Below are 22280 nucleotides of genomic sequence, written 5' to 3' on the forward strand. Positions count from 1 at the left end.
GGTGCGCTCGTCGATCGGCGTGTAGCCGGACGACTCGAACGGGTTCGTGTCGTCGCCGGTGGACAGGTACAGGTTGCCGGCCGCGTCGAAGTCGAGGTCGCCGCCGACGTGGCAGCACATGCCGCGGCTGGTGGGCACCTCCAGGACGGTGGCCTGGCTGGCCATGTTGACCGTGTAGTCGGCGTTCAGGGTGAACCGGGACAGGCGGTTGACCCCGGTCCAGGTCGCCCAGTCGGTGGCGGTACCGGTGGCAGGCGCGTCGCCGGCCGGGGTGCTCAGCGGCGGCGCGTAGTAGAGGTAGATGTTGCGGTTGCTGGCGAAGTTCGGGTCGGCGGCGACGCCCTGCAGGCCCTCCTCGTCGTGCGTGTAGACGGGGATGTTCGCGATCACCGATGTGTTGCCGGCGGCGTCGGTGCGGCGCAGGGTGCCGTTGCGCGCGGTGTGCAGCACCGAGCGGTCCGGCAGCACCGCGAGTGCCATGGGTTCACCGGTCTCGGCCACGCCTTTGGCCAGCGTGACCTGCTGGAAGTCTGCGGGGTTGATCGCCGCCGCGGCCGGGGTCGCCGCGGCGACCCCGATGAGCCCCGGAGTGAGCAGGAGGAGGGCGGCCGCCGTTGGTCGCCATCGACGAGTGGGGTGGGGTCGCTTCATGTGGATCCCCTTCCTGACCGAACCGTCAGGCAGGGCGCGCGCCTCCGCGCCGCAGCCGAGGTTGCCCCGATGCCGGCCCGCGTCGTCGAGCACACCTCCACGTCCGGCGCCGATGGATCATCGAGAGAGCGCTCTCGGGCCGCGCGGTCACACTATGAAAGTTTTATAGATGTGTCTAGATATTTCGATCAGAGCGGCAGAACTTTTGGCGACGCCGGCCAAAAGATGGGCCCACGCCGCCCGGCTACCGGCGCTCGCCGGCGCACGCGTGGTCAGCGGCGCCACCGCAGCGGGCCGGGGTGTACCCGCCACAGCAGCCGCCGCCACCAGGGCCGGGCGTCGCGCAGTGCCGAGACGTATCCACCGGCCAGCGTCGCCGCCCGGTCCGCCTGATCGGGTGTCGCGGTGCCCGGGGCGAACGCCACCTGGTTGAGCAGCCGGGCCAACTCGTCGAACTCCCCGCCCGGCAGGTCTGCGACCGCACCATTCGACCCGGACGAGGGGTCGCCGTCCGGTACCACCGGGCCACCGCCCCCGGCGAGAGCCGCCCGGGCCTCGGCCAGGGTGCGGCGGGCCTGCGCGGCCACCTCGGCCGCCGCCAGGTCGTCGCCGGCCGGGTGACCGGCCAGCCGCAGCGCGTCGGTCAGCTCCCGCCAGGCGCCGGCGATGCGCCGGCCGGGGTCACCCCGTTCCAGCCGGGCCCGGGTCAGGTTCCGGCGCAGCGTGGCCAGCGCCAGCAGCGCCAGCCCGATCAGCAGCACCAGAGCGCCCGTGCCGGCGCCGGCCAGTACCGCCGTGCCCGGCCCACGCCGGCCGGCTGCGGGACCGGGTGCGGCCTCGGCCGGAGGAGTCGCGGTGGGCTCCGCCGTCGGCTCGGGCACCTGCGACGGGGGCGGGTCGTCCGGGGGTGGGCGGAAGTCCTCCTCCACCGGGCGCGGCTCCTCGTCCGGCCGCGGCATCGGGTCGAACGGCACCCAGCCGACGCCCTCGAAGAGCACCTCCGGCCAGGCGAGGGCGTCCGCCGCGCGGACCGGCCCGTCGCCCTTGGGGGTGAAGCCCACCACCACCCGGGTGGGCAGGCCGGCCAGCCGGCCGAGCACCGCGAACGCCGCGGCGAACTGCTCGGAGGTGCCCCGCTGCCCGCCGCCGTTGCGCGGGCCGAACAGGAAGAACGCCAGGTTGGGGTACGCGTGCCCGCTCGGCGCGTCCGCGGTCACCCGGTAGTGCTCGGCCAGGAAGTCCTGGATCGCCGCGGCGCGGGCGTAGGGGGCGCCGTTCTCCTCGGCGAGCTGGGTGGCCAGCCGGCGTAGCTGCTCCGGTGCCCCGTCGGGCACCCGCAGCACCCGGGCCACCGGGTCGCCGGCCGGTACGTTCGCCGTGGCGAGCAGGTTCGTGTCCGGGCGCTCGCGTGCCGAGGTGACGGTGTAGCGCAGCCCGGGGGTCAGGCCTTCCGGCCGGATCAGCGTCCCGGTCGCTGGGTCGTACGCCACCCGGGCGCCGGTCACCTCACGCGGGGTGGGTACGGCGGGCAGCAGCCGCCCGGTCAGGTCGGCCACGGTGATCTCCTGGCGCACCGTGTCGGTGGTGGTGTCCGTGGGCGTGGCGGGCAGGATCCGTCCGGCGTTGCGATAGGTGGCGCCGACCCGCCAGGTCACCCCGTCGTAGTCGCTGAGCACCGCGAGCCGGATCCGGGCGCCCTGCTCCGGAGCGTCCTGCTCGGTGCGCACGTCCAGCAGTTGCTGGTCCGGGTTCAGTGCCCAACCGGAGATCCGGATCAGCGGGTTCTCGTCCAGCGACTCCACCTGCGGCGGTTCCACGTACCGGCGCGGGTCGACCGGGCGGTCGTCCACCTGGCCGGCCACCACCGGGGCGAGCAGGGCAGCCAGGGCGACCACCACCGCCACCCCGGCCGCGCTCGCCGCGAGCAGCCGCAGCCGCACCGCTGCGCGTACCGCCGGGGCCAGGCCGGCCGCCGGGTCGGCCGAGGCCGGGGTGCGCTGCCCGGACGGCATCGCCAGACCGGCCGCGGCGACCGCGGCGAACAGCACGGTCGGCCAGACTGCCGGGTCTGCGTTCGGCCCGACTACGTAGACCGCGCCCGCGTAGAGCAGCAGCGGCGGCAGGTAGCCGAGCAGCACCCGGCCGGTCCGCAGCGCCACCTCGGCGGCGGTCAGCCCGGCCAGCCAGGCGGCGACCAGTGGCACCAGCACGGTGTCGGGCGCCGGCTCCACCGGGATCATCGCGGTGAGCAGCCGGGGGATCGCGTTGCGCGCGGCGTCCGCGGTCACCTCGCCGAGGCTGCCGGGCAGCCCGGCGTGGCTTGCCGCCAGCCGCAACGACAGCGCCGTCCACCCGGCCAGGGCGGCCACCGACACGGGCGCCACCAGCCACGACGGCAGCCGCCGGGCGGCCACGCTCACCAGCACCGAGCCGACCGCCGCGCCGATCACCAGCCGGGTCAGCAGCGGACCCGCGTACACCCGGCCCAGCACCACGCCGGCCAGGGCGATCATCGTGATCAGCGCCAGCGGCACCGGCACCACCCGCAGCAGCCGGGCCCACCGTCCGCCTGGCCCGGCGTCATCTCCGGCCGGCGCGCCCGGTCCGTCCGCGCGGGCCTGGGCCGGGGACACCGTCACCACCGGCGGATCCCGTCCCACTCGGCGGCGAACTCCGCGCCGTCGGCCGCGTCGACCACCACCAGGCCCGCCGCGCCGGCCGGCGTCGGGTCGGCCGCGCCGAACATCCCCACCACCACCGACGGGTACGCCCCGCGCAGCGCGCCCACGTACCCCAGCTCGCTGCGGGCACCCGGCCCGGTGAGGAAGACGAGGGTGTCGCCGAGCCGTTCCTGCCGCAGCCGGCTCAGCGCGGTACGCAGCGCGTCGGCCCCCCGGTCGGCCAGCTCCACCGCGGCGAGCCGGTCCAGCGGCCCGCCGCCGGTCGAGTCGTCGTCAGGCGCGACCAGCAGCAGGCTCACCGGGAGGTCCTCCCGGATTGCGGCGGCCACCACCGACGCGGCCGCCTCGCAGCCCGACTCGAACGACTCGGCGACCCCGTCCACCCGCTCCGGATGGGCGGCCGCCCGGTTGTCCAGCACCACCACGATCCGGGGCAGGCTGGTGTCCACGTTCTCCCGCACCATCAGCTCGCCCACCCGGGCGCTGGTCCGCCAGTGCACCCGGCGCAGTTCGTCGCCGACCACGTACTCCCGCAGCGAGTCGAAGGTGATCGAGCCGTGCGGGACGCTGTCGGTCCGCCCGTCCAGGCTGCGGCCGGCCCCGGTCGGCACTGCCGTCAGCGGGTGGATCCGTGGGTGCACCCAGACCGGCACCGTGCCCCCGTACGAGCGGGCCAACGCGACCAGGCCCAGCGGGTCGCGGCGGGTGACCCGCAGCGGCCCCACCGGCACCACGCCCCGGCGGTGGGTCGGCACGTCGTAGTGGACCTCGGTGTCCCGGCCGGGACGCAGCCGCAGCAGCGGCACCGGGACGAGGCGTCCGCCGCAGCGGTCCTCGGCGACCAGGTTCGCCGCCCGCAGCCGGCCGGTGTTGCGGACCGTCAGCGTCATGGCGGCCGGCTCACCTCGGGTCACCCGGTCCGGGTCGGCGACCCGGTCGACTGCCAGCCGCGGCCGCCAGGCGGCGGTGACCGCGGCGTACCCGACGGCGACGCCGGCCGCCGCGCCGAGCACGGTCAGCTCCGGGTACGCGTACCGGAAGCCGACGCCGAGCAGCACGACGGCGGCGACGAGCAGCCCGACGCCGCGGGCGGTGATCCCCACGGCTCAGCCGTGCACCGGGGCGGGCTGGCCCGACGGCAGCGGCACCGGCACCGAGGCGACCGCCTGGCGCAGCACCTCGGCGGCGGTCACCCCGCGTACCTGGGCGTCCGGGGTGAGCAGCAGCCGGTGCGCGAAGACCGGCTCGGTCAGGGTCTTCAGATCCTCCGGCATGATCCAGCCGCGCCCGTCGATCAGCGCGTACGCGCACGCCGCCCGGGTGAGTGCGATGACGCCCCGGGGGCTCACCCCGACCCGGACCTGCGGGTGGTTGCGGGTGGCCGCGGCCAGCCGCACCGCGTACGCGTAGAGCGGCTCGGCGATGTGCACCCGCCGGGCCATCCGGACCATCTCCCCGATGGTGGCGGTGTCGGTGATCGCGCTGAGCGAGTCGGGGGAGCGGACCGTGGCGCCGCGCAGCACCTCCACCTCCACCGCCTCGTCGGGATAGCCGACGGAGAGCTTCACGAGGAACCGGTCGAGCTGCGCCTCGGGCAGCCGGTAGGTGCCGTCCATCTCCACCGGGTTCTGGGTGGCCACCACGAGGAACGGCTGCGGCACCGGGTGCCGTACGCCGTCCACGGTGACCGTCCGCTCCTCCATCACCTCCAGCAGCGCCGACTGGGTCTTCGGCGACGCCCGGTTGATCTCGTCGGCGATGACGATGTTGGCGAAGACCGGGCCCGGATGGAACTCGAAGCCCCGGGTGGCCTGGTTGAAGATGGTCACCCCGGACACGTCCGAGGGGAGCAGGTCCGGGGTGAACTGGATGCGCCGCCACTGACCCTTGACCGTCGCCGCGATCGCCCGGGCCAGGGTGGTCTTGCCGACCCCGGGCACGTCCTCGAGCAGGACGTGCCCCTGGGCGAACAGCGCGGTCAGCGCCAGCCGGACCACCTGCGGCTTGCCCAGCACGACCGCGTTGACGTTCTCCGCCAGCCGGGCGGCGAGGGCGGCGAAGCCCTGCACCTCCGGCTGGGTGAGCGGTTCCTGGGTGTTCACGTGCGCGGGTGCTCCTCGAGACGGTGACGCGGTCAGCAGGTGGGCAGGAGGTTGATGTTGTCGCCGCCCTCCAGGTTCAGCCACGCCCACGGGATGTAGTTCCGTCCCGAGTACTCGACCTGCACCCACCAGGTGCTCTGCTTGTTGTTGTTGTAGATCCAGGCGTCGATGTTCTCGCCCTGGACCCGGCAGTACGCGCGGAGCCGGGTGCCGGGTGACGCCCAGCCGACCTGCTTTCCGTTGACCTGATGCGGCACGGAGAAGATCTCGTTGCCGTTGCGGCCGGCCACGTCGGCGTTGCAGTAGGTGCGCTGGTCACCGGAGGGCCCGTTGTTGCAGGTCGCGATCCCGTACAGCGGGTCGGTGCCCTGGGCCCGGGTGGCGGTGCCCTTGCCGGCCGCGTTGGTCGCGGTCACCGTCACCGTGTACGCGGTGCCCGGCGTCAGGCCGGTCACTCGCAGGCTGGAGCAGTTTCCGGTCGCGGTCTGCCCGCCCGTGGTCGCCGAGCAGGTGGCCTTGCCGCCGCCCGCGTCCACGGTGAACGACACCGTCACCGAGGTGGCGTCGGCCGACGAGCCGGTCACGGTGACCCGCGGCACGGCGACCGTCCGGGCGGTGGTGCTGGCCTCCGCGCCGGGACCGGCCTCGTTGACCGCCTTCACCTTCACCGTGACGTTCTGCCCGTTGCCGAGACCACCGACCGTGGTCTGGGTGTCGGTCACCTCGCTGGTCTTCCCGCCCACGTCCACCAGGTATTTCGTGACCGGGCGGCCGTTGTCGACCGAAGGCGCCCACTGCACCGAGATGGTGCCCGGCTGGTCGGCGACCGTGGCCGCGTGCAGCTCGGTCGGCGCGGCCGGGGCCGCGAACGGCACCACCGTGTTGCTCACCGGCGAGGCCTTCGAACCAGCGCCCTTGTCGGTCACCGAGACCACCGTGAACGCGTACTGGGTGCCGTACTCCAGTTGGCCGGCCGGGATCACCAGTTCGGTCTTGCGCGACTCGCCGGCCGGGGCGGTGGCGCCGGCGGAGGTGGCGGTGACCGCGTACCTGGCGACCGTGTTGCCCTGGCCGTTGGCGGCGGGCCACTTCACCAGCACCGTGCCGTCCGGCCGGGCCTGCGCGGTGACGCTGGCCGGCGGGTCCGGCACCTCCGCCGTGGGGGTGACCGGGTTGCTCTTGCGGGCCGGTCCGTCGCCCTTGGCGTTGACCGCGTGCACCTCGAACGTGTACGTCTCGCCGTTGGTCAGCCCGGTGACCTCCAGGGCACGCTGGTTCGCGCCCACCTCGTGGCGCTGGCCGGCGCCCTCCACCACGTACTTGGTGATCTCGGCGCCGTTCGCCGCCGCCGCCTGCCAGCTGACCCGCGCCGACGCGTCACCGGCGGCCGCCGTGACGGCCCGCGGCGCACCCGGCTTGCCCACCTTCGGCTTCTTCGGCGGGGGCGGCGGCGGGGGAGCCGGCGGCGGGTCACCGCCGAGCACGTCATTGGCGTACTTGTTGACGTCGCGGACCTGGTTCTTGTCGTCCACCACCTGCGCGGTCGACGAGTTCGGCGGGTTGATGAACAGGCGGTTCTCGCGGACCTCCAGCTCCATCGGGCCGGGCCGCCCGGAGCCCTTGATGGTGTCCACCAGCTGCCCGTTCGCGTCGAACGAGAAGACCGCGCCGGTGTTCTCGTCGGCGACGTAGAACCGCCCCGCCCACGCCACCGCCGGGGTGAGCCGCTCACCCGCGCCGGGAACGGTGAACTGCCGCACCTCACCACCGTCGCGGACCACGTGCACCTTCCGCGTGCCGGCCACCGTGACCGGCACCTGCGGGCCGCTGGTGCGCGGCGGCAGGCTGCCCGGGGCGGTCATCGTCAGCTTGGCCCGCTGCGTCCGGCCGCCCTGCACGGTCACCAGCGACGCGGAGGTGCGGTCCAGCACCGCGACGCCGTCGTCCAGGGTGGACACCACCAGCTCGTGGCTCGGCTCGGCAACGTCGTACGTCTCGACCCGCTTCGGGCTCAGACCCGCCGGCGGCGCCGCGCCCGGCGTGGCCGGCAGCTCGGCGGCGGTGACCGCCGAGACCGTGCCCTCGCCCGGGACGGCGATCCACAACCGGCCCGCGCCGTCGAACGCCCCACCGGTGATACCCGGCGGATAGCGGACCGGCTCGCCCACCGGGGTCAGCGCCCGCGGATCGAGCTGCCGCACGATGCCCTGCACCGCGTCGACCACGAACGCGGAATCCTCGTGCAGCGCCACGCTCACCCCGAGGCCGGGAGCCGTCGGGGTGGTCGCGGTGATCTGCAGGGTGGCCAGGTCCAGCGAGCTGACCTGGCCGGTGTTCAGGTCACGCAGGATCAGCAGCCGGTCCGTCTGGGCCACCTGCATCTGGTGGCGGCGGGCCCCCGGCACCTCCGTCCGGGTGTCCACCCGCGCGGTCAGCCCGTTGACCCGGGCCATCTCGCTGCGGGTGGTGCTCCACAACCACGAACTCGCGTCGTAGTTGGCCACCGCGTTGTCGGCCGCGCCCAGCCCGAGCACGGTCAACCCCATCGCGGCCAGCAGCGCGACCACGACGCCGATGGTGACCAGCCCGCCCCGCATCCGGGTACGGGGTCGGGACGCCTGCGCCCCAGTGCTCGTGACGTCCTCGATGGTGGCCACTCCCGGATGCCTCCCCGTCTCGGTGCGGGAGGCGCCCACGCACGGGTGGACCCTCCCCAGAGCCGGGAGCCATCATAGGGGCCGCCCGACGACCGTGGTACCCGGACCGTCCGCCTGTGGACACCCAGCGTGTCGTGCGTGGACCAAACTGGTCAGCGGGTCCCCGTACCGCCCTTCCGGTCGGTGCAGACCTGCCCCGAGGTGGCGTACGTGTCCGTCGAGTAGACCGCGAGGACGGTGAAGCAGTAGTCCAGCTTGGCGCTCAGCCCGTTCACCGTGTAGCGGGTCTCCCCGGGGTCGACCGTAGCCATCACCCCCAGCTTCTGCCCGGCCCGACCGCCGGCCACCACGAACGGCACCCCGCCGTCCGTCGGGTCGGACCAGGTGACCGTGATCGTCGTGGCCTCGTCCTGCAACCGCAGATCACCCGGGGGCGGGCCGCTCACCTTCGGCTTCCCCGGCGACGGACCGGACACGGGTGGCGGTGGCGCCGCGTCGCGGTTGAGCAGCACCACGCCCACACCGAGCACGGCCACCACCACGACCACCGCCGCGCCGACCACCACGGCCACCGCCGTCCGGTTCCGGCCCCGCGGCTCCGGCTCCTCCACCACCGGGTACGCCGGCGGCTGGTGGAACGGCGCCGGCACCGGCCAGGCACCCTGCTCCGGGTACGCCTGCGGATTCGGCGCCGGTTGCGGGTGCTTCGGCTCGGGAAACTCGAGCAACTCGTCGTAGACCGGCAGCGACCGCCGCGCGCCGTCGCCGGTCTCCGGCCCGGCCTGGTCCCCGGGCCCCGGGTCTGCCTGCGCCACCTCGTCCATCGCCGGCTGCGGCGGGGCGTCCTCAGGCTGGTCCAGCGGCTGCGGCGCGGTGTCGCCCGGCCGGTCGAGCGGCTGCGACGGGGCGGCGCTGCTCCACGGCGGGGCGGTCAGCCCCCACGGCGGCACCGGCGACCCGCTGACCGGCGCGACAGCCGGCGGACCACTCACCGGCGGCCCATCTCCCGGGTGCACAGGCGGCCCGCTCACCGGGTACGCCGGGGGCCCACTGATCGGGTACGCCGGCGGACCGCTCACCGGGGGCACCGCCGCGGGCGGGCCCACCGGCGGCTGCGGCGCGGCGGGGAACGGACCGGTTACGGGCGGCGCGCTGACCGGCGGAACATCGACCCGTGGGGCGCTGACGGGCGGGGCGCTCATGGGTGGCGGCGCGCTCATCGGACCGCCCCCGGGCGGAGGTGCGCTGGTCGGTGGCCCGCTGACGGGCGGTGCGCTCACCGGCAGACCACTCACCGGTGCGGCGCTGATCGGCGCGCCGCTTGCGTGGGCCGGGCTGGCGGCCGGAGTTGCGCTTACCGGGGGGCCGCTGACCGGTGCGGAGCTGACCGGCGGGCGGCCCGGGGACCCGGTGGGCGGTGGGCCGCTCACCGGAGAAGCGCTGACGGGCGGGGCGGTGACCGGTGCCCCGCCGACAGGGGTGGCGGCCGGGGACGCAGCGGCTGACCGCTCCGCCTCCTCACGGAGCAGCGGCCCGATCTGCTGCACCTGAATGGTCGGCGTCGCCCAGCCGGGCGCGGGCGTGCCGGACGAGTGTGACTCGGCGGACCCGACGGGGTTGCCCTGACCCGCCGCCGGCCGGTCGGACCCGTGCGGGGTCGGGCTCACCGGCGGAGTCGAGATGGGCGTGGGCGGCAGGTGCGGCGCGGGGACGGCCGGGCTCACGGGGGGAGCCGAGGTGGGCGTGGGCGGGTGCGGCGCCGCGACGGCCGGTCCCACCGGGGGAGCCGACGTAGGCGCGGGCGGGTGCGGCGCCGCGACGACCGGAGAAGCCGAGGTGGGCGCGTTAAATGGCGGTCTGAAGCCTGGCGCGCCGCCTGCGACGGGCGGCACCGCCGGTGCCGGAACGGGTGGGGGCGGCGGCAGCGTGCCGGATCGCGGCGGGGCGGAGATCGGCGCCGGGACCTGTGGTGCCGGCAGGATCGGCCGGGCGGCCGGCGGCATGTGCGGGGATCCCGGACCGGCTGGACCGGACGCCGCCGAGGCCGGGCCGGGCGGGGCCGGGATGACCGGTGCCGGCGGCAGGGTGGCCGGCGGCGTGGAGACAACTGGCGGAGCGGAGACGGCCGACGGCGCGACCGGTGGCACCGGCCCCGGTACGGGCGGCCGCGCGACCGGCGGCGCTGGGCTCGCCGCCGAGACGACTGGCGGGACCGGCGGAATCGGACCCGGCGCCGGCGGGAGTGCCGGCGGCGCGGAAGCCGGCCCGACGGCGGCGGACGGCGCGGGGACCGGCACGGCCGAGGCGGGCACCGGGATGATCGGAGGCGGCGGCAGCGGGGTCGCGGCGGGACCCGCGTGGACCGGTGCCGGTGCGGGGACGACCGGCGCCGGGGGCAGGGGCGCCTCCGGACCAGGGGCGGGAGGGGCCCAGGGCGACAGCCGGGCCGTCCCGGTCTGCGGCGCCCGGTCTGTACCCGGCGCGGGCGAGGCCATCCCCGGTGCTCCGGGACCGGGTGGCACCGGGCGGGGAGCCGCCGGCACCCCGGGCGCGGGCGGCACCGCCGGGGGCTGGTGCGGGGCCGGCATGGCCGGCAGCGACATCGTCGGCCCGGACAGCGCGGCCGGGCCAGGCTGCGGGGCGGCAGCGGCGGCAGAGCCGCCGAGGTACTGGCGCGCGGTGCGTACCGCGGGGTGGTCCGGACCAAGCACCGCGGGCCCGGCGGTGGCCACTCGCGTGTAGTTGCGACGGGCCTCGTGCCGGTTGCCGAGTTCTTCCGCCACCCCCGCCAGATCGAAGCTGAGCGCGAGCATCAGCGGGTCGGCTTCGCCGCGGCGGCGCTCACCGGCCGCGTACGCATGCTCCAGCACCCGCCGGGCGGCGGCCGGGTCGCCGGCCTCCCGGTGCAGGCGGGCGAGTAGGTGGCCGCTGGCCAGCACGTCGGGGTGGTCCTCCCCGTAGGCCGGCCGGGCCGCGGCGATCGCGTCGTCGAGCAGGCGGCGGGCGGTGGCCAGGTCACCGGCGGAACGCAGGGCGAGGGCGTGGTGTTGCGCGGCGGTCAGAGGGGAGGGGTGTGACACGTGAGCAATGCTGCCCGGAATCGGGCGTCGGACGCTACCCGACCCCGGCCGATCTGGAATGGGGTCTTGCGGGTCGATCCCGTTTTCGTCGCCCTGACCTGCGGAAACGGGCAGCCGGAACGGCGATGTGCATGATCCATCTGGGCCGTGTACAGTAATGCCCCGTGCGGCCCACGAGGGCGACCGAACCGGTGAGTAAGTCGCCGTGGTCGACAGGGTAGGCTGGACGAGCAGGTCCGGGTGGCGGAATGGCAGACGCGCTAGCTTGAGGTGCTAGTGCCCGTATAGGGCGTGGGGGTTCAAGTCCCCCCTCGGACACAAACCATTACCCAACGGTGCGCGCTTAGATCCACTGAAGCGCGCACCGTTTAGCGTTTCCGGTTGGTAGGTGAGCCGAAGGCCAAGCTGGCGGTAGACCTCGGCCTTGTCGGCGGGGTCGCCGTCGCGAAGGGCGGCGGCGATGTCGCCGAGGGCCGTCACCAGGCCTCTGACTTCCGCTCGGCTCATCCGGCGTGGGCTGTTGCCCGCGTTCGCGTCAAGATCTGCTTCGGCGCGGGCGCGTTCGGTCTGGGTTTGACCGATCCACCCGGTAACTACTGCCGGGTCGGCGCCGGCATCGAGGGCCGCTCGGTAGCGTTCCAGCTTTGCGTCGCATTCGTTGATGATCGCCTGGGCAGCCGTGGCTGGAGCGGGCGAATGATTCAGGGGTTGGGCGTCGGCGAGCGCGGTGATTGTCTGTTCGATGCAGTGGGTGTGAAGGCAGAGGCCAGCCAGGTGTCGAGGGGGTCGGTGAGGGCGTCCTCGTGTAGGTACACGTTGCGGGGATGCGGGACCGGCGAGGGTGTATTCCTGGGGGAAGCGGCAGCGGTAGTAGGCGTCGCCGTGGTTGTACTGGCCCTGCATGCGTCGGTCGCAGGCGGCGCAGTAGATCATGCCGCGGAAGACGTACGGGCTCCGGGTGCGCTGCTTGACGTGCTGACCGCCGGTTCCCCGTCCGCGCCGTTGCAGGATTGCTTGGACCTGCTTGAACGTCGCATCTTCGATGAGCGGCTCGTGGGTGATTTCCTTTGAGACCATCCACTTGTCTCGGGTGTTCCAGCGCATGACGCCGGTGTGGCCCATTGCCACATCGTCGACGTCGAGCAGCACCTCGTCGGTGCGTTGCTTGTTCCACACCTGCCGCCCTGTGTAGCGGGGGTTGGTGAGGATGACCCGAACGGCGCTCTGGGACCAGGCGATTCCGCTGCGGTGCGGGTTGCGGGCGGTCATGCGCCGACGGGCAGGATACATGGTTGGCGGTGAGTCCTTCCGCGATGGCGAAGAGCCCGATTCCGGCGAGGAACTCGGCGAAGATCCGCCGGACGGTCGGCGCGGTCTCCTGATCGGGAGTCAAGCCCTTGAGGCGTTTGCCGTCGGCGGCCTTGGCGGGGTTGGGGTGGGGCCCGAGGTCTCGGAGGGTGTAGCCGTAAGGCGGGCGTCCGCCTAGGTAGCGGCCCTCGAGGAGGGTCTGGGCGGTCGTGGAGCTTGATTCGGTTGCGTTCGCCCTTGCTCATGCCGTCGAAGACGGAAATGACGAGTTCGTGTGCCTCGTTGTCGGGGTCGATGGGGCCGCCGATCTCGGCACCCAAAGTTCGACGCCGTAGTGGGCGAACAGGGGCACCGTCAGGCCGAACTGGTTGCCGTAGAAGGCGCGGTGGGGTTCGCCGACGACGACAGCGGAGAACCCACGCCGCGGGTCGCGCAGCGCCGCGAGAAGCAGGCTGGCCTGGGCCCGGCGTTGCCAGGGGAGGGAGCGGCTCTGGCCGACGTCGAAGTACTCGGTGACGATGTGTCCGCCGTGGGGCTGGATGAGTGTGGTCGCTCGAGTGAGTTGCCAGCTCCGGGACGATTTGGGTACTGGTTGTCCTCAGTCGACATGCGGCCGTAGAAGGCGGAAGGGTTTCGGTTGAGGGGTGGTCATCCGTTCTCCTCGAGTTATCCGTGCGGCGGTCGTTGACGCGTCTGAGCAGCATCAGCAGGGCGGCAGCGGCGCCGGGGTGCAGCTCGGGTGGCTGGCGGGGAGCCTGCACTCTGATGTGCCCGGTCGTCGCAGCGCAGTCGGCGTTTTCGACCGTCCATGAACCGTCGCGTTCGCTGCGCTGGTCAAGTCGCTTGTCCGTTGCCGAGTCCGTCGCCGGATTGGACTTTCTGGGCTGCTGATGATGGCGATCCGACGGCAGCGTCATGCGCCTCCGTCCGGTGGCTCGGCCGGCGCAGGCACCCGTCGGTGAACGCGGATCGTCTGTTCCTCAACTGCCAGGGCCTCGTCGAAAGGAAGGGTGGGCTCGAGAGCGACGCGGGCGTGGGTGTCGTGAGCCGGAGATGTGGTGGCGCGGGAGCTCGATGCGTTGGAGGCTCGCGCAGTGTCGGATGGGAGGGGTTGTCATGGGAGAGGGCCTCCGAAGATGGTTCGATGCCGGGTGGTCCCGGCGGACATGAAGAAGCGGCCGATGCCGTCAGACATCGGCCGCTCGTTGAGCAGTGCGGGCGTTATACATTGGGCTGCTATCCCTTGGCGGCCTCAAGACGGGCCAGCGGCTGCGGGACGGTGGGGCCTGCGTCTGCGAGGCCCGGTGAAGTTCGGAAGACCACTCTCTTCACACCGAAGAGGTCACTGGTTCGATCCCAGTATCGCCCACGCAGGTCAAAGGCCACTTCCCGGCTTCGGGAGGTGGCCTTTCTGCTCCGTACAGCAGCTTTGTACAGCAGCGGTCAATGGCCCAGTGAGTCGCCGAGGCGCTTGAGGGCTTCCCGGGTCGCCTTCGACGAAACCTGGGTGTAGATCTCCATGGTTACGGAGAAACGAGCGTGCCGGAGGATCTGCATCGCGACTCTCGGGTGGACGTCCAGGTCGGCCAGCAGCGTGGCGCAGGTGCGCCTGGCGTCGTGGACGGTGATCGGCGTGACCTTCGCTTTCTCGCAGCGGGTCTGCCAGGAGCGCTGGAAGTTGCGGGGCTCGATCGGTGTGCCATAGCGGGTGGTTAATACGAGGTGTGAGATCACCGGAGTCGGCGTGCGCTCCGCTCAGGAGATCATCGCTGAGATCGGCGTAAACATGACCGTCTTCCCCACCGCCGCGCACATGGTGTCCTGGGCCAAGTTCAGCCCCATCGACGCCCAGTCAGCCGGCCGCAAGAAGGCCAACTCCACCGGCAAGGGCAACCCCTGGCTGGCCGCCACCCTCGGCGAGGTAGTCGCCGGACTCTCCCGCACCAGCACCTTCCTCGGCGAACGCTACCGTCGCCTGGCGCGCCGACGAGGCAAGAAACGGGCAATCGTCGCAGCCGGCAACTCAGTACTGACCATCGTCTGGCACCTGCTCACCGACCCCGACGCCCGCTACCAGGACCTGGGCCCGGCTTCCACGAGTCGAGGATCAGCAAGCAGCGCCGTCAACGTGATCTCATCCGTCAGCTCGAACACCTCACCGGCCAGAAAGTCGATCTCCAGCCCTCACCACAACCAGCCATCGCCTAACCAGAAGCACCCAACCCACCCGGCTCCGCTTCGCTCCGCCGGGTGCTACCGCCTGCCCACTCACTCACCGATTTTCGAGTCAGCATCGGGATGGCAGATCCGCGTCTAGTAGATGACGCTCGTCATGCTATGAGTGCCGTGGCGAAGGCGGCGATGTAGGCGGCCGCAAAAAGTAGCGGAATCCACTGCTCGATGTGAGTAAGAGGCCAGTAGCGGGACTTGTCCTGACCCTCGCCCAGCGCTGTCCACTCCGCCCGCCAGTATGGCGAGGCCGGGAGCCTCTCTTCCAACACCCCGATTACGATGTACTTGGCCGAGTTGAGTTGGCGGTAGGAGCGGACGAGCCATAGCCAGGCGCCGCACTGTGCAATCAATGCCAAGAGCGGAAAGGCCAAGTACCAGGTCGAGGCGATGGGGCGGTCCTTCCAAAAAACGCCGACGGTGGTGAAGATCAGCGTGTTAAGGGTAAGGAAAAATGTATTGGTAGCGCCCCGCCGAGCGCTTACGCGGTCGGCCATCTCGACGTATATCCGGTACTGCTCTAGGACTGCGGCATGGTACTTCTCGCCTGCCCCGGCGTAAGCGTCAATGTCGGTCGAGGAGTTCCACACCGCCGATCTCACCTGCTCGGCGCTGGTCGTACGCGTGCGGAAGTAGTCGTCAAAGAACCTAGCCCTCATGGCCCTAGTGTGCCGAACCTGACCCGGAGGGTAGTACCCGCACCGACCTGAAACCGGACTTGCGGTGGGTAGCGGGATATAGCGGACACAGCGCACGGGTGAGGCGGTCCCAGAGGCGGTAGTACCAGTGCCTGGTCCGGTCGGCGACATGATGGGCCACGGACAGCCCGCCTGGACCCGCATTCTGGCTGCTAGCGTCCGCTCTCCGGCACACACCGCATCTTGATCGTGGATTTCCAAGCCATAGCCCCTCGTGATAGTTTGTATCGCTATCCCCAGAAATTGAATGCCACCAGGAGGGGCAGTGCCGGCAGACGTTCGGGAACTCTTGGTTTTCGTTGCATCGTCGAGTGACGTTTCTCAAGAGCGAGAGGCCGTTCACCGTGCGGCGGCAGGCGCGCACGAAATTATGGGCTCCGACGCCGGCTTTCGGCTGCAAGTAGTGGGCTGGGAACAGGTCCAACCGGAGTACGGGCGACCCCAAGCGCTGATTAATCCGCATGTAGACGAGTGCGATATCTTCATTGGCATCATGAATCGCCGCTGGGGCAGCCCTACAGGAACTCACTCATCCGGATTCGAAGAGGAATTCGAGCGGGCTCTTTCTAGGCGGTCGAATTCAGAGGCTCCCGTCATCGGTATGTACTTCAAGAGGGTCCCGGATGATGTGCTCGCAGATCCGGGACAGGAGTTGTCAAAGGTGCTCGCCTTCAAGCGCCGTCTACAGAGCGAAAAGACGATCCTATACCGCGAGTTTGATTCTGCTGGCGACCTAGAAGCGGATCTAACAAAGTTCTTTGCTAGGCACCTTGTCGGGGATTTGAAGAGTGTAATGCCGCGGGCTCCACAGAACTCGCCGCCGAATCTGCCGGCCGTTATCGAAGATCCAGCCGAGGATCTTGACCAAGCGCGCACCCAGGTTGGAGACGTGCTTTCAGCGTGGGTCGAACTTGTAGGGGGGGCTGAGGTTCGACGACCTCTAGATGCGGACCGCTTACTGCTCTTCGCAATGTCCATTAATCGGGATTACCCCCGGCTTCCAGTGCACGTGGCGAATCGTCTCTATCAGAAGCGCGAAGCCTTGGCCCTGACCGCTGCAGAGTTCAATAAGTGGCTAGGGTCGTTCGCAGCTGATGTAGCCAGTTCAGGTGTTACAGGCTGGGGAAGAGTCATTCCTGGCTGGTACTTTGCTGCTCATCACGATGGGGCAGGTATTGCAGCATTGGGCGACGATCTTGCCCACTTTGTACTGAGCGAAGAATCTGTGGTGGCTAATGGTGCATTCATTCTCCTTAGCCAACTTAGACTGCGGCCTCACAAGCTTTGGGGAACGCCTTCCGCCACCACAACAAACAGCGAAGGGATTGAGGTCGTAGCCGCCGACCGAGGGTCGTCTCCCGTGGATTTCTGGATGCAAGCCTGTCGAGACCGCGAGATACCCGATTCAGCGCTGGCCTACATAGCGGAGGTTGCGCAAGAGACTGATCTGCCGCTGCTTGATGCGATCCGTGCTGGACTTGACGATGCGCGAGGGTCGAACTCGATTTGGGCGATACAACAATATCTGGCTGGCTCTGTGAATGCCCTCGTCGAGGTGGCGGCATCAAAATATCGAATTCCGACGTGGATCGAGAAGCGCATCCGAGCGTCGATTAGTTCAGCAGAGGTTGAGTCGCTTGAGCAACTGCTAAATGCCCGGCATTCAAACGTAAGCCTCTTTGCTGCTGTCCTAGCTGAGTTGGTGCGCAGAGATGCCCTGTCACAAACAGCTCTTCATCGAGCTCTGGGCGTGAAGGAGAAAGACCATCAAGCGGTGGTCCTCAGCAACATACGAGCGATGGAGCCGAAGTGGATCAAGGAGGCATTGTCGGGCTTTGACAAAAAGCAGATTGACGACGACTTGGATTTCTGTTTCGAAGCGTTGGTGCAGGACGTAGACAGCTTGCGAGCCCGCACGTCAGTTTTGATTAGTGGGGTTGAGGCCTGGGAAGCGCTGGCTTGGAAGCTGGGTCACGAGATGGCGGAGGAGGCCCGTCAGCTTCTGGATACTGATGCGGCGATGTTGGATGGCGCATTGGCGGGATTGAGCGGCGCGAGCGAAGGTAAGAGTCTAGTAGAGTATTTGAAAGGCCGAGCGCGCCGAGCTGCTATAACCGTGCTGGCTGACCTGCCGGCCGCCAAGCGCACCTCCGAGGATGCTGAGCGCATACGAAAAGAGCTGGAACGGGGGTATTGGTTCACCAAAGGCCCGGCGGCGATGGCCCTGGCAAGGGTTGGAGGTCCTCGCGATGCGCAGATCTTGTTGGAGGCCTCAAGCGATGTCTACCTGGGGGAGGACCGCCAGGCGGTGCTCAAGCAGGTTGCTCGACTCGGGGGAGTAGAGGTGGCTAGGGAACTTGCACGGCATGAAGAAACAACTTCCGCCCGTGCAGGTGCTGAGGTGCTGGTGGAGATGCCGGAAGTGCAGGACTCTGAGCTTGTAGACCTCTTATACAGCGAACATGATCCCGTCAGGATAATTGCCTTGGCTGCTTTGCGGAAACGTTGGAGTATCGAACGCCTTAGGCAATTGATGCTGGATTATCCGGACGGTCCAGAAGGCACTTACTACTACAATGTCGTCGTAGAGTTGGACAGGTTGCTGTATGCGCCTCCCCAGGTCGCTGGACTGCCCTGCGTTCCTTCCTTAGCATGACGCCTCCCACGTATCCCGCGAGTCGACTGTGGAGGCTGCAAGCATCGACCGCCGACCAGCGCGAGCCCCGACAGCCCTGATGCTGCCGACAGCAACGGTGACAGCAATAGGGGGCCAGATAGATAAGGACAAGGCCGGAGAGCTGCGGACCAAAGCCCGAGGTTAGGTACGCAGATCGACCCAGCCGGACGAAGCGCCCAGAACTTACAAGCGAGGGGTCGGCTTGGCCGTCTCCGGGCAGTCTGAGCCTTCGCTGAGCTAGGCGACTACTCAAAGTAACCGGATCGCCGCTGCCTAATGGATGTCGATTATCTCTTCAATGATGTCGAATAGCTCAGTAAAGCCGGAAAAGTCCATTTCACTAAACTGCCCGCGTCCGTCTCGAACCAACTCGGCAAACCGCCCCTTAGAAATGGCAACTTGTTCGCCGGCTTCGTTTACCGTTCTCTCGGCGCGCGCTCTGGCAAGCTGTCGGTGCCTTGGTATTGGCTGGTTCGTGGACCGCGTAACATAGATAGGTCCGTTGCCGTCGGCGGCTGGTCGACGTTCAAGCTCATCCTCAAAGTAGAGGCGCCTGCCCTGATCGTCTGACTTCGCGAGGTCGGCATCGATATAAAGATCTTCGATGCATATTCCTGCGTCCGGTGGGCGGTGCTGGGGAGTTGGAAGGATTAGTGAAAAGACATTGTTGCCCCAGCTTTGAAAGCGGGCAGAATTCGAGTTCATGCTTCGAAGTTTCCGGACGACCTTCTCCACGTCGCTGTCGAAGACGGCGATTATTTTGTTGTCATTCGGTCGTCCGCCATAGGCCATGAATTCGCAGGCTTGCAGGAGCCGATCGTTGCCGCGCATGTGGTCGTCGGGAGTGTAGAACCCCAAGTCGAGCGCTGGGGCAACGCGCTTTCTCGCGGCCGCGATGTGCATCTCGTCGGTCTTGCCCTCGGTCATTACATACGGCCTGGATTCAAGGTCGGCAGCGTCCTGCAACGCTTGCAAGTCTCTCCTGAGGTGCAGGATGTTACTTAGCTCGCCCAGGAGTGACCAAAGATGATCGCTGTCTTTGATCTTGCCGGTAAAGTCGAAGAACAGACCGAATCGCCAGCCAGACTTGATTACGCATACCGCTTTATCCCCTGGTCGTACGTTAACGTCGGGGATCTCGTAGCGGGTTATATCCCGCACTTGAGCAACTGCGACCTGCTCACCTGCTGTGATATTGCCGACCGCGCGTCCTGTCACCGTCGGATGGTAGTCGGTGAAGATTTCGGCCTCGTTGTCGGCGTGGATTAGCGCTAGAAACCTCGTAAGGCCGTCGCCGGCTATTCCTGCCGGCGCGAGAAGGATTGGTTCCAGCGCGTTTAGCCATAGGTAGAACCGGGAGTCGTCGGCAGTCACCATCGCGCTTGTGATCATCTCTGCCTTGCCGCCTGGGAGGGCGGCGCGTGCTAGAAAGCCGTCGATGTTGCCGACTCGGATAGAGGAACGCTCGGTCATTTCAGAGTGCCGCCGCGGCGACGAAAACTCCCACGCCCGGTAGTGTCTCAGTCATTCCCTTGATCCGTAGCACCTGCATGGCGCGGTCGATCACGGGCTCCGTAACGCCGTAGTGCTCGATCAACTCACGTCGGCTGGGAAGCTTGGAGCCGGGTGGGAACTCGCCGGACGCGATGCGTTCGGCGAGGTTGTCGGCGATCTGCTCGTAGCGGTAACGCGGTGGCACGGTGTTTCCCCTCGGTTGGCAACACGAGTAGACCACCTACGCCAGCCCTTGACCACCCAACGCTAGCTGCGGGGCTGCCGAGGAGGTCGATTCCCTCGTTTGGCGCTGTGGGCCGTCCTCGCTGGCGTGGATGTCCGGCGCATCCCCCGCGATCGGGCATCCACGCCTCTGATAGCTGCGGCACGAGGAGGCGGGAGTGCTCCCTTCACTTTGGCTGGCACGACAGTTCATGGCTCTGGGCGAGTGGTGAGCCGATGAGGCGGGTCTCCTACAACGAGTACGTCCTGGCGGTCGCGCTGACCCTCGTGAGGCGGCATCGGCCTGTCTGGTGCTGGCGGCGGTGGCGGCGGGTCTGCCGGTGTGGTGCCGAGCTGCCATGCCGCGTCCGGCATCGGATTCCGATTAATCGTGGCCATTGGCCGGGGGAGGGGGAGCAGTGAGCGACGCGCAGGAGCAGGTGATCCTCGCGGTGCACGTCCGAGGGCTCGATGGCATGTGCGCCGGCTGCCGAGCGTGGTGGTCGCGGCTGGCGCCGTACCCGTGCTGGCAGGTGGATTGGGCGACCAGCCGGCAGGCCCGGACGATCACCGCCCGATTTCTCGGCGGTGTGCGGTGACTACCCACGGCCCGGTCATGCCGATCTGGAGCTGCGGCGGCTGCGACCTGCCTTGGCCCTGCCCGACGCGGAAGCGGGAGCTGCGGGCGGAGTATGCGGATGCTCCGGTGTCGCTGGCCCTCTACCTCGGCAGCTTTCTCGTCCAGGCCACCGAAGACATGCCTTGGGCGCCGGCCGGCGTGCTGCACCGCCGCTTTCTCGGATGGGTCAGGGCGGCTGATCGGTCGACGCCAGCAGTACAGCAGGGATGTACAGCAACCGTGCCAGCCGAACCGAGCTGAGAAGCGCGCCAGTAGGCCGTTTGACCTCGCATCAACCCTGATCCAACCGGCTCGCCGAGAGTTCACACCGAAGAGGTCACTGGTTCGGTCCCAGTTCATCGCTGCCTCTGGATAGTCGCGGCACGCCCGACCCCCTGCACGGCGTGAACGTCATCAAGTCCGGCGCCTCCACCTTCTTGCTGACGAGAGTTGCCGGCGGATCGGCCGTGCACCTCACACCCGAGGAGCCCGAGGCGGGCCGTGGGGCCGTTGAAGAGTTCTGGCTCGATGACGAGCGGGACGTGCCCACACTTCGCAACTACGATCGGACGGATCTGCTTGAGCAGCGGTGGTCTGCTAGGACTCTCTGCGGCGGGGCCCGGCAGTGGGCCGTCATGGTCGGAGGTGACGGAGGGCCACCCACCCGATTCAGCGATGTCGCGTTTGCTCCCAGCTGCCGGCGATGTCTGGCCCTCATGGATCGGCACTTTCCCCAACCGCCGGCGCACGACCGGCTCGGCCTGGTCGCACAGGTGGCGGCCGACCTCGTCTGCGAATACGGCTTCGCCGAAGTCGTTCAGGTGCCCGGCGACCAACAAGCAGCCTTGCGTAAGGCGATCCGGGTTCTCGTCCGCAAGCAGAGCGGCCACGGCAGCACGACGATGGTCCGAAACGCCGCAGAATACGCGTCGTGCGACGCGATATTCGATCAGCAGCGCGAGGAGCACGGCCGTGCCGCTGCGGAAGCAACCAGCCAGGCGCTCAGCGGCAGCGGTGAGTCGCGACCAGTCCAGAGGCCCGAGTGGCGAATCTCTTGGACCACCTGGACGGCGCAAGAGTGAGGTAGAACGTGGCAAATCGTGGTTGAGCCGGTCAGATCGACATGGGATGATAACGAAGACCCTCGAACTCAACTTAGGTGGGCATTCAGTGGAGGCGGACGACCTTCAGGACTGGCGAGCGCCTGACTTGGGAACGATGGCTGCCAAGATGGGCATCGACCCCGCCGTCTTGCAACTAGAGACTGAACACATCGGCCGCAGCCCAGACTTTCCTTACCTTGGATTCGTTTCCGGGAAGGCGCCCAAGACCATCTACCTAGACACGCTGCATTGGGTTGCTCTCGCGAAGGCTCGCCTTGGCAGGCCAGCCCAGCAAGAGGATGCGGATGCGTACGAATTTCTGCGGCAGGCGGCAACCTCGGGCGATATCGTCGTCCCAATTTGCGCGACCTCCTTTATGGAGATATCCCGTATAACATCTCTACGTCAGCGTTCAGACTTGAGCGACGTTATTGGAGAAATCAGCGGGTTCGTAACGCTAGTAGATGCCACGATTGCAAAGGATCACCAAATCGAGTTGGCTTTGGCGGAGCGGCTGGATGGTGAGCGGCCACCGGCCCTACGTACTCTCGGCATAGGTGTTGGCTTCGCGTTCGGCAAGCGTGGCGGCATTCTCTGACCGGCGCCCACTGGTGACCGTCGGCGGCACCGGCTACTGGCACATGGATGGCACGGCGACCAAGGGCCGTGACGGGGGACGCGCCAGGTCGTGCCGTGGTCGTAGACTCTGCCAACAGCAGGTTGGGTGGGGGCTGTAAATCCGTCGCGAAAGCTACAGAG

The 22280-nt window shown here is 69.0% G+C and carries 15 protein-coding genes, 1 tRNA gene and 4 pseudogenes; 8 read left to right on the forward strand and 12 right to left on the reverse strand.

Going from position 1 to position 22280, the window contains the following annotated elements:
* The 6 genes and pseudogenes from ABZ783_RS35880 to ABZ783_RS35905 all read right to left on the reverse strand — a co-directional run.
* On the reverse strand, positions 1-651 hold a 651-nt coding region (locus tag ABZ783_RS35880), incomplete at its 3' end, for a PQQ-dependent sugar dehydrogenase (RefSeq protein WP_357447138.1).
* Between the two features lie 272 nt (positions 652-923).
* On the reverse strand, positions 924-3194 hold the full coding sequence (locus tag ABZ783_RS35885) for a DUF3488 and transglutaminase-like domain-containing protein (RefSeq protein WP_357447194.1): 2271 nt from the start codon (positions 3192-3194) through the stop codon (positions 924-926).
* 92 nt (positions 3195-3286) lie between these two features.
* Entirely contained in the window at positions 3287-4435 is a 1149-nt protein-coding gene (locus ABZ783_RS35890; RefSeq protein ID WP_357447141.1) for a DUF58 domain-containing protein, read from the reverse strand.
* Positions 4436-4438: 3 nt separating this feature from the next.
* Positions 4439-5434 carry a MoxR family ATPase gene (locus tag ABZ783_RS35895; protein ID WP_357447144.1) on the reverse strand — a complete coding sequence of 332 codons (996 nt, stop codon included), beginning with the start codon at positions 5432-5434 and terminating at the stop codon, positions 4439-4441.
* A gap of 32 nt (positions 5435-5466) precedes the next feature.
* Complete coding sequence (locus ABZ783_RS35900; RefSeq protein WP_357447197.1) at positions 5467-8031, reverse strand: fibronectin type III domain-containing protein; 2565 nt, start codon at positions 8029-8031, stop codon at positions 5467-5469.
* A gap of 212 nt (positions 8032-8243) precedes the next feature.
* Positions 8244-8693 (reverse strand): annotated as a pseudogene (locus ABZ783_RS35905) (fibronectin type III domain-containing protein); the annotation flags it as partial.
* A 2154-nt stretch (positions 8694-10847) separates the two neighbouring features.
* On the opposite strand from ABZ783_RS35905, the gene ABZ783_RS35910 reads away from it, so the two are divergent.
* On the forward strand, positions 10848-11012 hold the full coding sequence (locus tag ABZ783_RS35910; protein WP_357447203.1) for a hypothetical protein: 165 nt from the start codon (positions 10848-10850) through the stop codon (positions 11010-11012).
* On the opposite strand, the pseudogene ABZ783_RS35915 reads toward ABZ783_RS35910, so the two are convergent.
* Positions 10998-11171: pseudogene (locus ABZ783_RS35915) on the reverse strand (tetratricopeptide repeat protein); the annotation flags it as partial. The gene ABZ783_RS35910 and the pseudogene ABZ783_RS35915 sit on opposite strands and share 15 nt — an antisense overlap.
* A gap of 234 nt (positions 11172-11405) precedes the next feature.
* Here ABZ783_RS35915 and ABZ783_RS35920 point away from each other — a divergent pair.
* Positions 11406-11489, forward strand: a tRNA-Leu gene (locus tag ABZ783_RS35920).
* Here ABZ783_RS35920 and ABZ783_RS35925 read toward each other — a convergent pair.
* Positions 11445-12461 (reverse strand): recombinase family protein, encoded by a 1017-nt coding sequence (locus ABZ783_RS35925; RefSeq protein ID WP_357447200.1) that lies wholly within the window; start codon positions 12459-12461, stop codon positions 11445-11447. The two genes, ABZ783_RS35920 and ABZ783_RS35925, sit on opposite strands and share 45 nt — an antisense overlap.
* Positions 12462-13922: 1461 nt before the next feature.
* Positions 13923-14201 (reverse strand): annotated as a pseudogene (locus ABZ783_RS35930) (tyrosine-type recombinase/integrase); the annotation flags it as partial.
* Between the two features lie 22 nt (positions 14202-14223).
* Here ABZ783_RS35930 and ABZ783_RS35935 point away from each other — a divergent pair.
* Positions 14224-14796 carry a transposase gene (locus tag ABZ783_RS35935; protein ID WP_357447147.1) on the forward strand — a complete coding sequence of 191 codons (573 nt, stop codon included), beginning with the start codon at positions 14224-14226 and terminating at the stop codon, positions 14794-14796.
* Positions 14797-14809: 13 nt separating this feature from the next.
* Here ABZ783_RS35935 and ABZ783_RS35940 read toward each other — a convergent pair whose 3' ends face one another.
* Entirely contained in the window at positions 14810-15367 is a 558-nt protein-coding gene (locus ABZ783_RS35940) for a hypothetical protein (RefSeq protein ID WP_357447150.1), read from the reverse strand.
* Between the two features lie 286 nt (positions 15368-15653).
* Between ABZ783_RS35940 and ABZ783_RS35945 the strand changes: the two genes are divergently transcribed.
* The gene (locus tag ABZ783_RS35945) at positions 15654-18062 is read left to right on the forward strand and encodes a DUF4062 domain-containing protein (protein ID WP_357447153.1); all 2409 of its coding nucleotides are present in this window, start codon (positions 15654-15656) and stop codon (positions 18060-18062) included.
* 294 nt (positions 18063-18356) lie between these two features.
* On the opposite strand, the gene ABZ783_RS35950 is transcribed toward ABZ783_RS35945, so the two are convergent.
* Both ABZ783_RS35950 and ABZ783_RS35955 read right to left on the reverse strand, forming a co-directional pair.
* Entirely contained in the window at positions 18357-19556 is a 1200-nt protein-coding gene (locus ABZ783_RS35950) for a hypothetical protein (RefSeq protein WP_357447156.1), read from the reverse strand.
* A gap of 1 nt (position 19557) precedes the next feature.
* The gene (locus tag ABZ783_RS35955; protein ID WP_357447159.1) at positions 19558-19818 is read right to left on the reverse strand and encodes a GntR family transcriptional regulator; all 261 of its coding nucleotides are present in this window, start codon (positions 19816-19818) and stop codon (positions 19558-19560) included.
* A 232-nt stretch (positions 19819-20050) separates the two neighbouring features.
* On the opposite strand from ABZ783_RS35955, the pseudogene ABZ783_RS35960 reads away from it, so the two are divergent.
* From ABZ783_RS35960 to ABZ783_RS35975, 4 genes and pseudogenes are all read left to right on the forward strand, one after another.
* Positions 20051-20398: pseudogene (locus ABZ783_RS35960) on the forward strand (hypothetical protein); the annotation flags it as partial.
* Positions 20395-20679, forward strand: a complete 285-nt coding sequence (locus tag ABZ783_RS35965) for a hypothetical protein (protein ID WP_357447163.1) — start codon at positions 20395-20397, stop codon at positions 20677-20679. The pseudogene ABZ783_RS35960 and the gene ABZ783_RS35965, both read left to right, overlap by 4 nt.
* A gap of 143 nt (positions 20680-20822) precedes the next feature.
* Positions 20823-21500: a hypothetical protein gene (locus tag ABZ783_RS35970; RefSeq protein ID WP_357447166.1), complete on the forward strand. Its 678-nt coding sequence runs from the start codon at positions 20823-20825 to the stop codon at positions 21498-21500.
* Between the two features lie 88 nt (positions 21501-21588).
* The gene (locus tag ABZ783_RS35975; RefSeq protein ID WP_357447169.1) at positions 21589-22119 is read left to right on the forward strand and encodes a hypothetical protein; all 531 of its coding nucleotides are present in this window, start codon (positions 21589-21591) and stop codon (positions 22117-22119) included.
* Positions 22120-22280 lie beyond the last annotated feature (161 nt).

Source organism: Micromonospora sp. NPDC047738 (assembly GCF_040642675.1).
Taxonomy (GTDB): domain Bacteria; phylum Actinomycetota; class Actinomycetes; order Mycobacteriales; family Micromonosporaceae; genus Micromonospora.

Excerpts from the sequence above, each read along its gene's own strand:
- ABZ783_RS35950 (WP_357447156.1), bottom strand. The coding sequence starts at position 19,556 with ATGACCGAGCGTTCCTCTATCCGAGTCGGCAACATCGACGGCTTTCTA.
- ABZ783_RS35940 (WP_357447150.1), bottom strand. The coding sequence starts at position 15,367 with ATGAGGGCTAGGTTCTTTGACGACTACTTCCGCACGCGTACGACCAGC.
- ABZ783_RS35900 (WP_357447197.1), bottom strand. The coding sequence starts at position 8,031 with ATGCGGGGCGGGCTGGTCACCATCGGCGTCGTGGTCGCGCTGCTGGCC.
- ABZ783_RS35925 (WP_357447200.1), bottom strand. The coding sequence starts at position 12,461 with ATGTATCCTGCCCGTCGGCGCATGACCGCCCGCAACCCGCACCGCAGC.
- ABZ783_RS35945 (WP_357447153.1), top strand. The coding sequence starts at position 15,654 with ATGCCACCAGGAGGGGCAGTGCCGGCAGACGTTCGGGAACTCTTGGTT.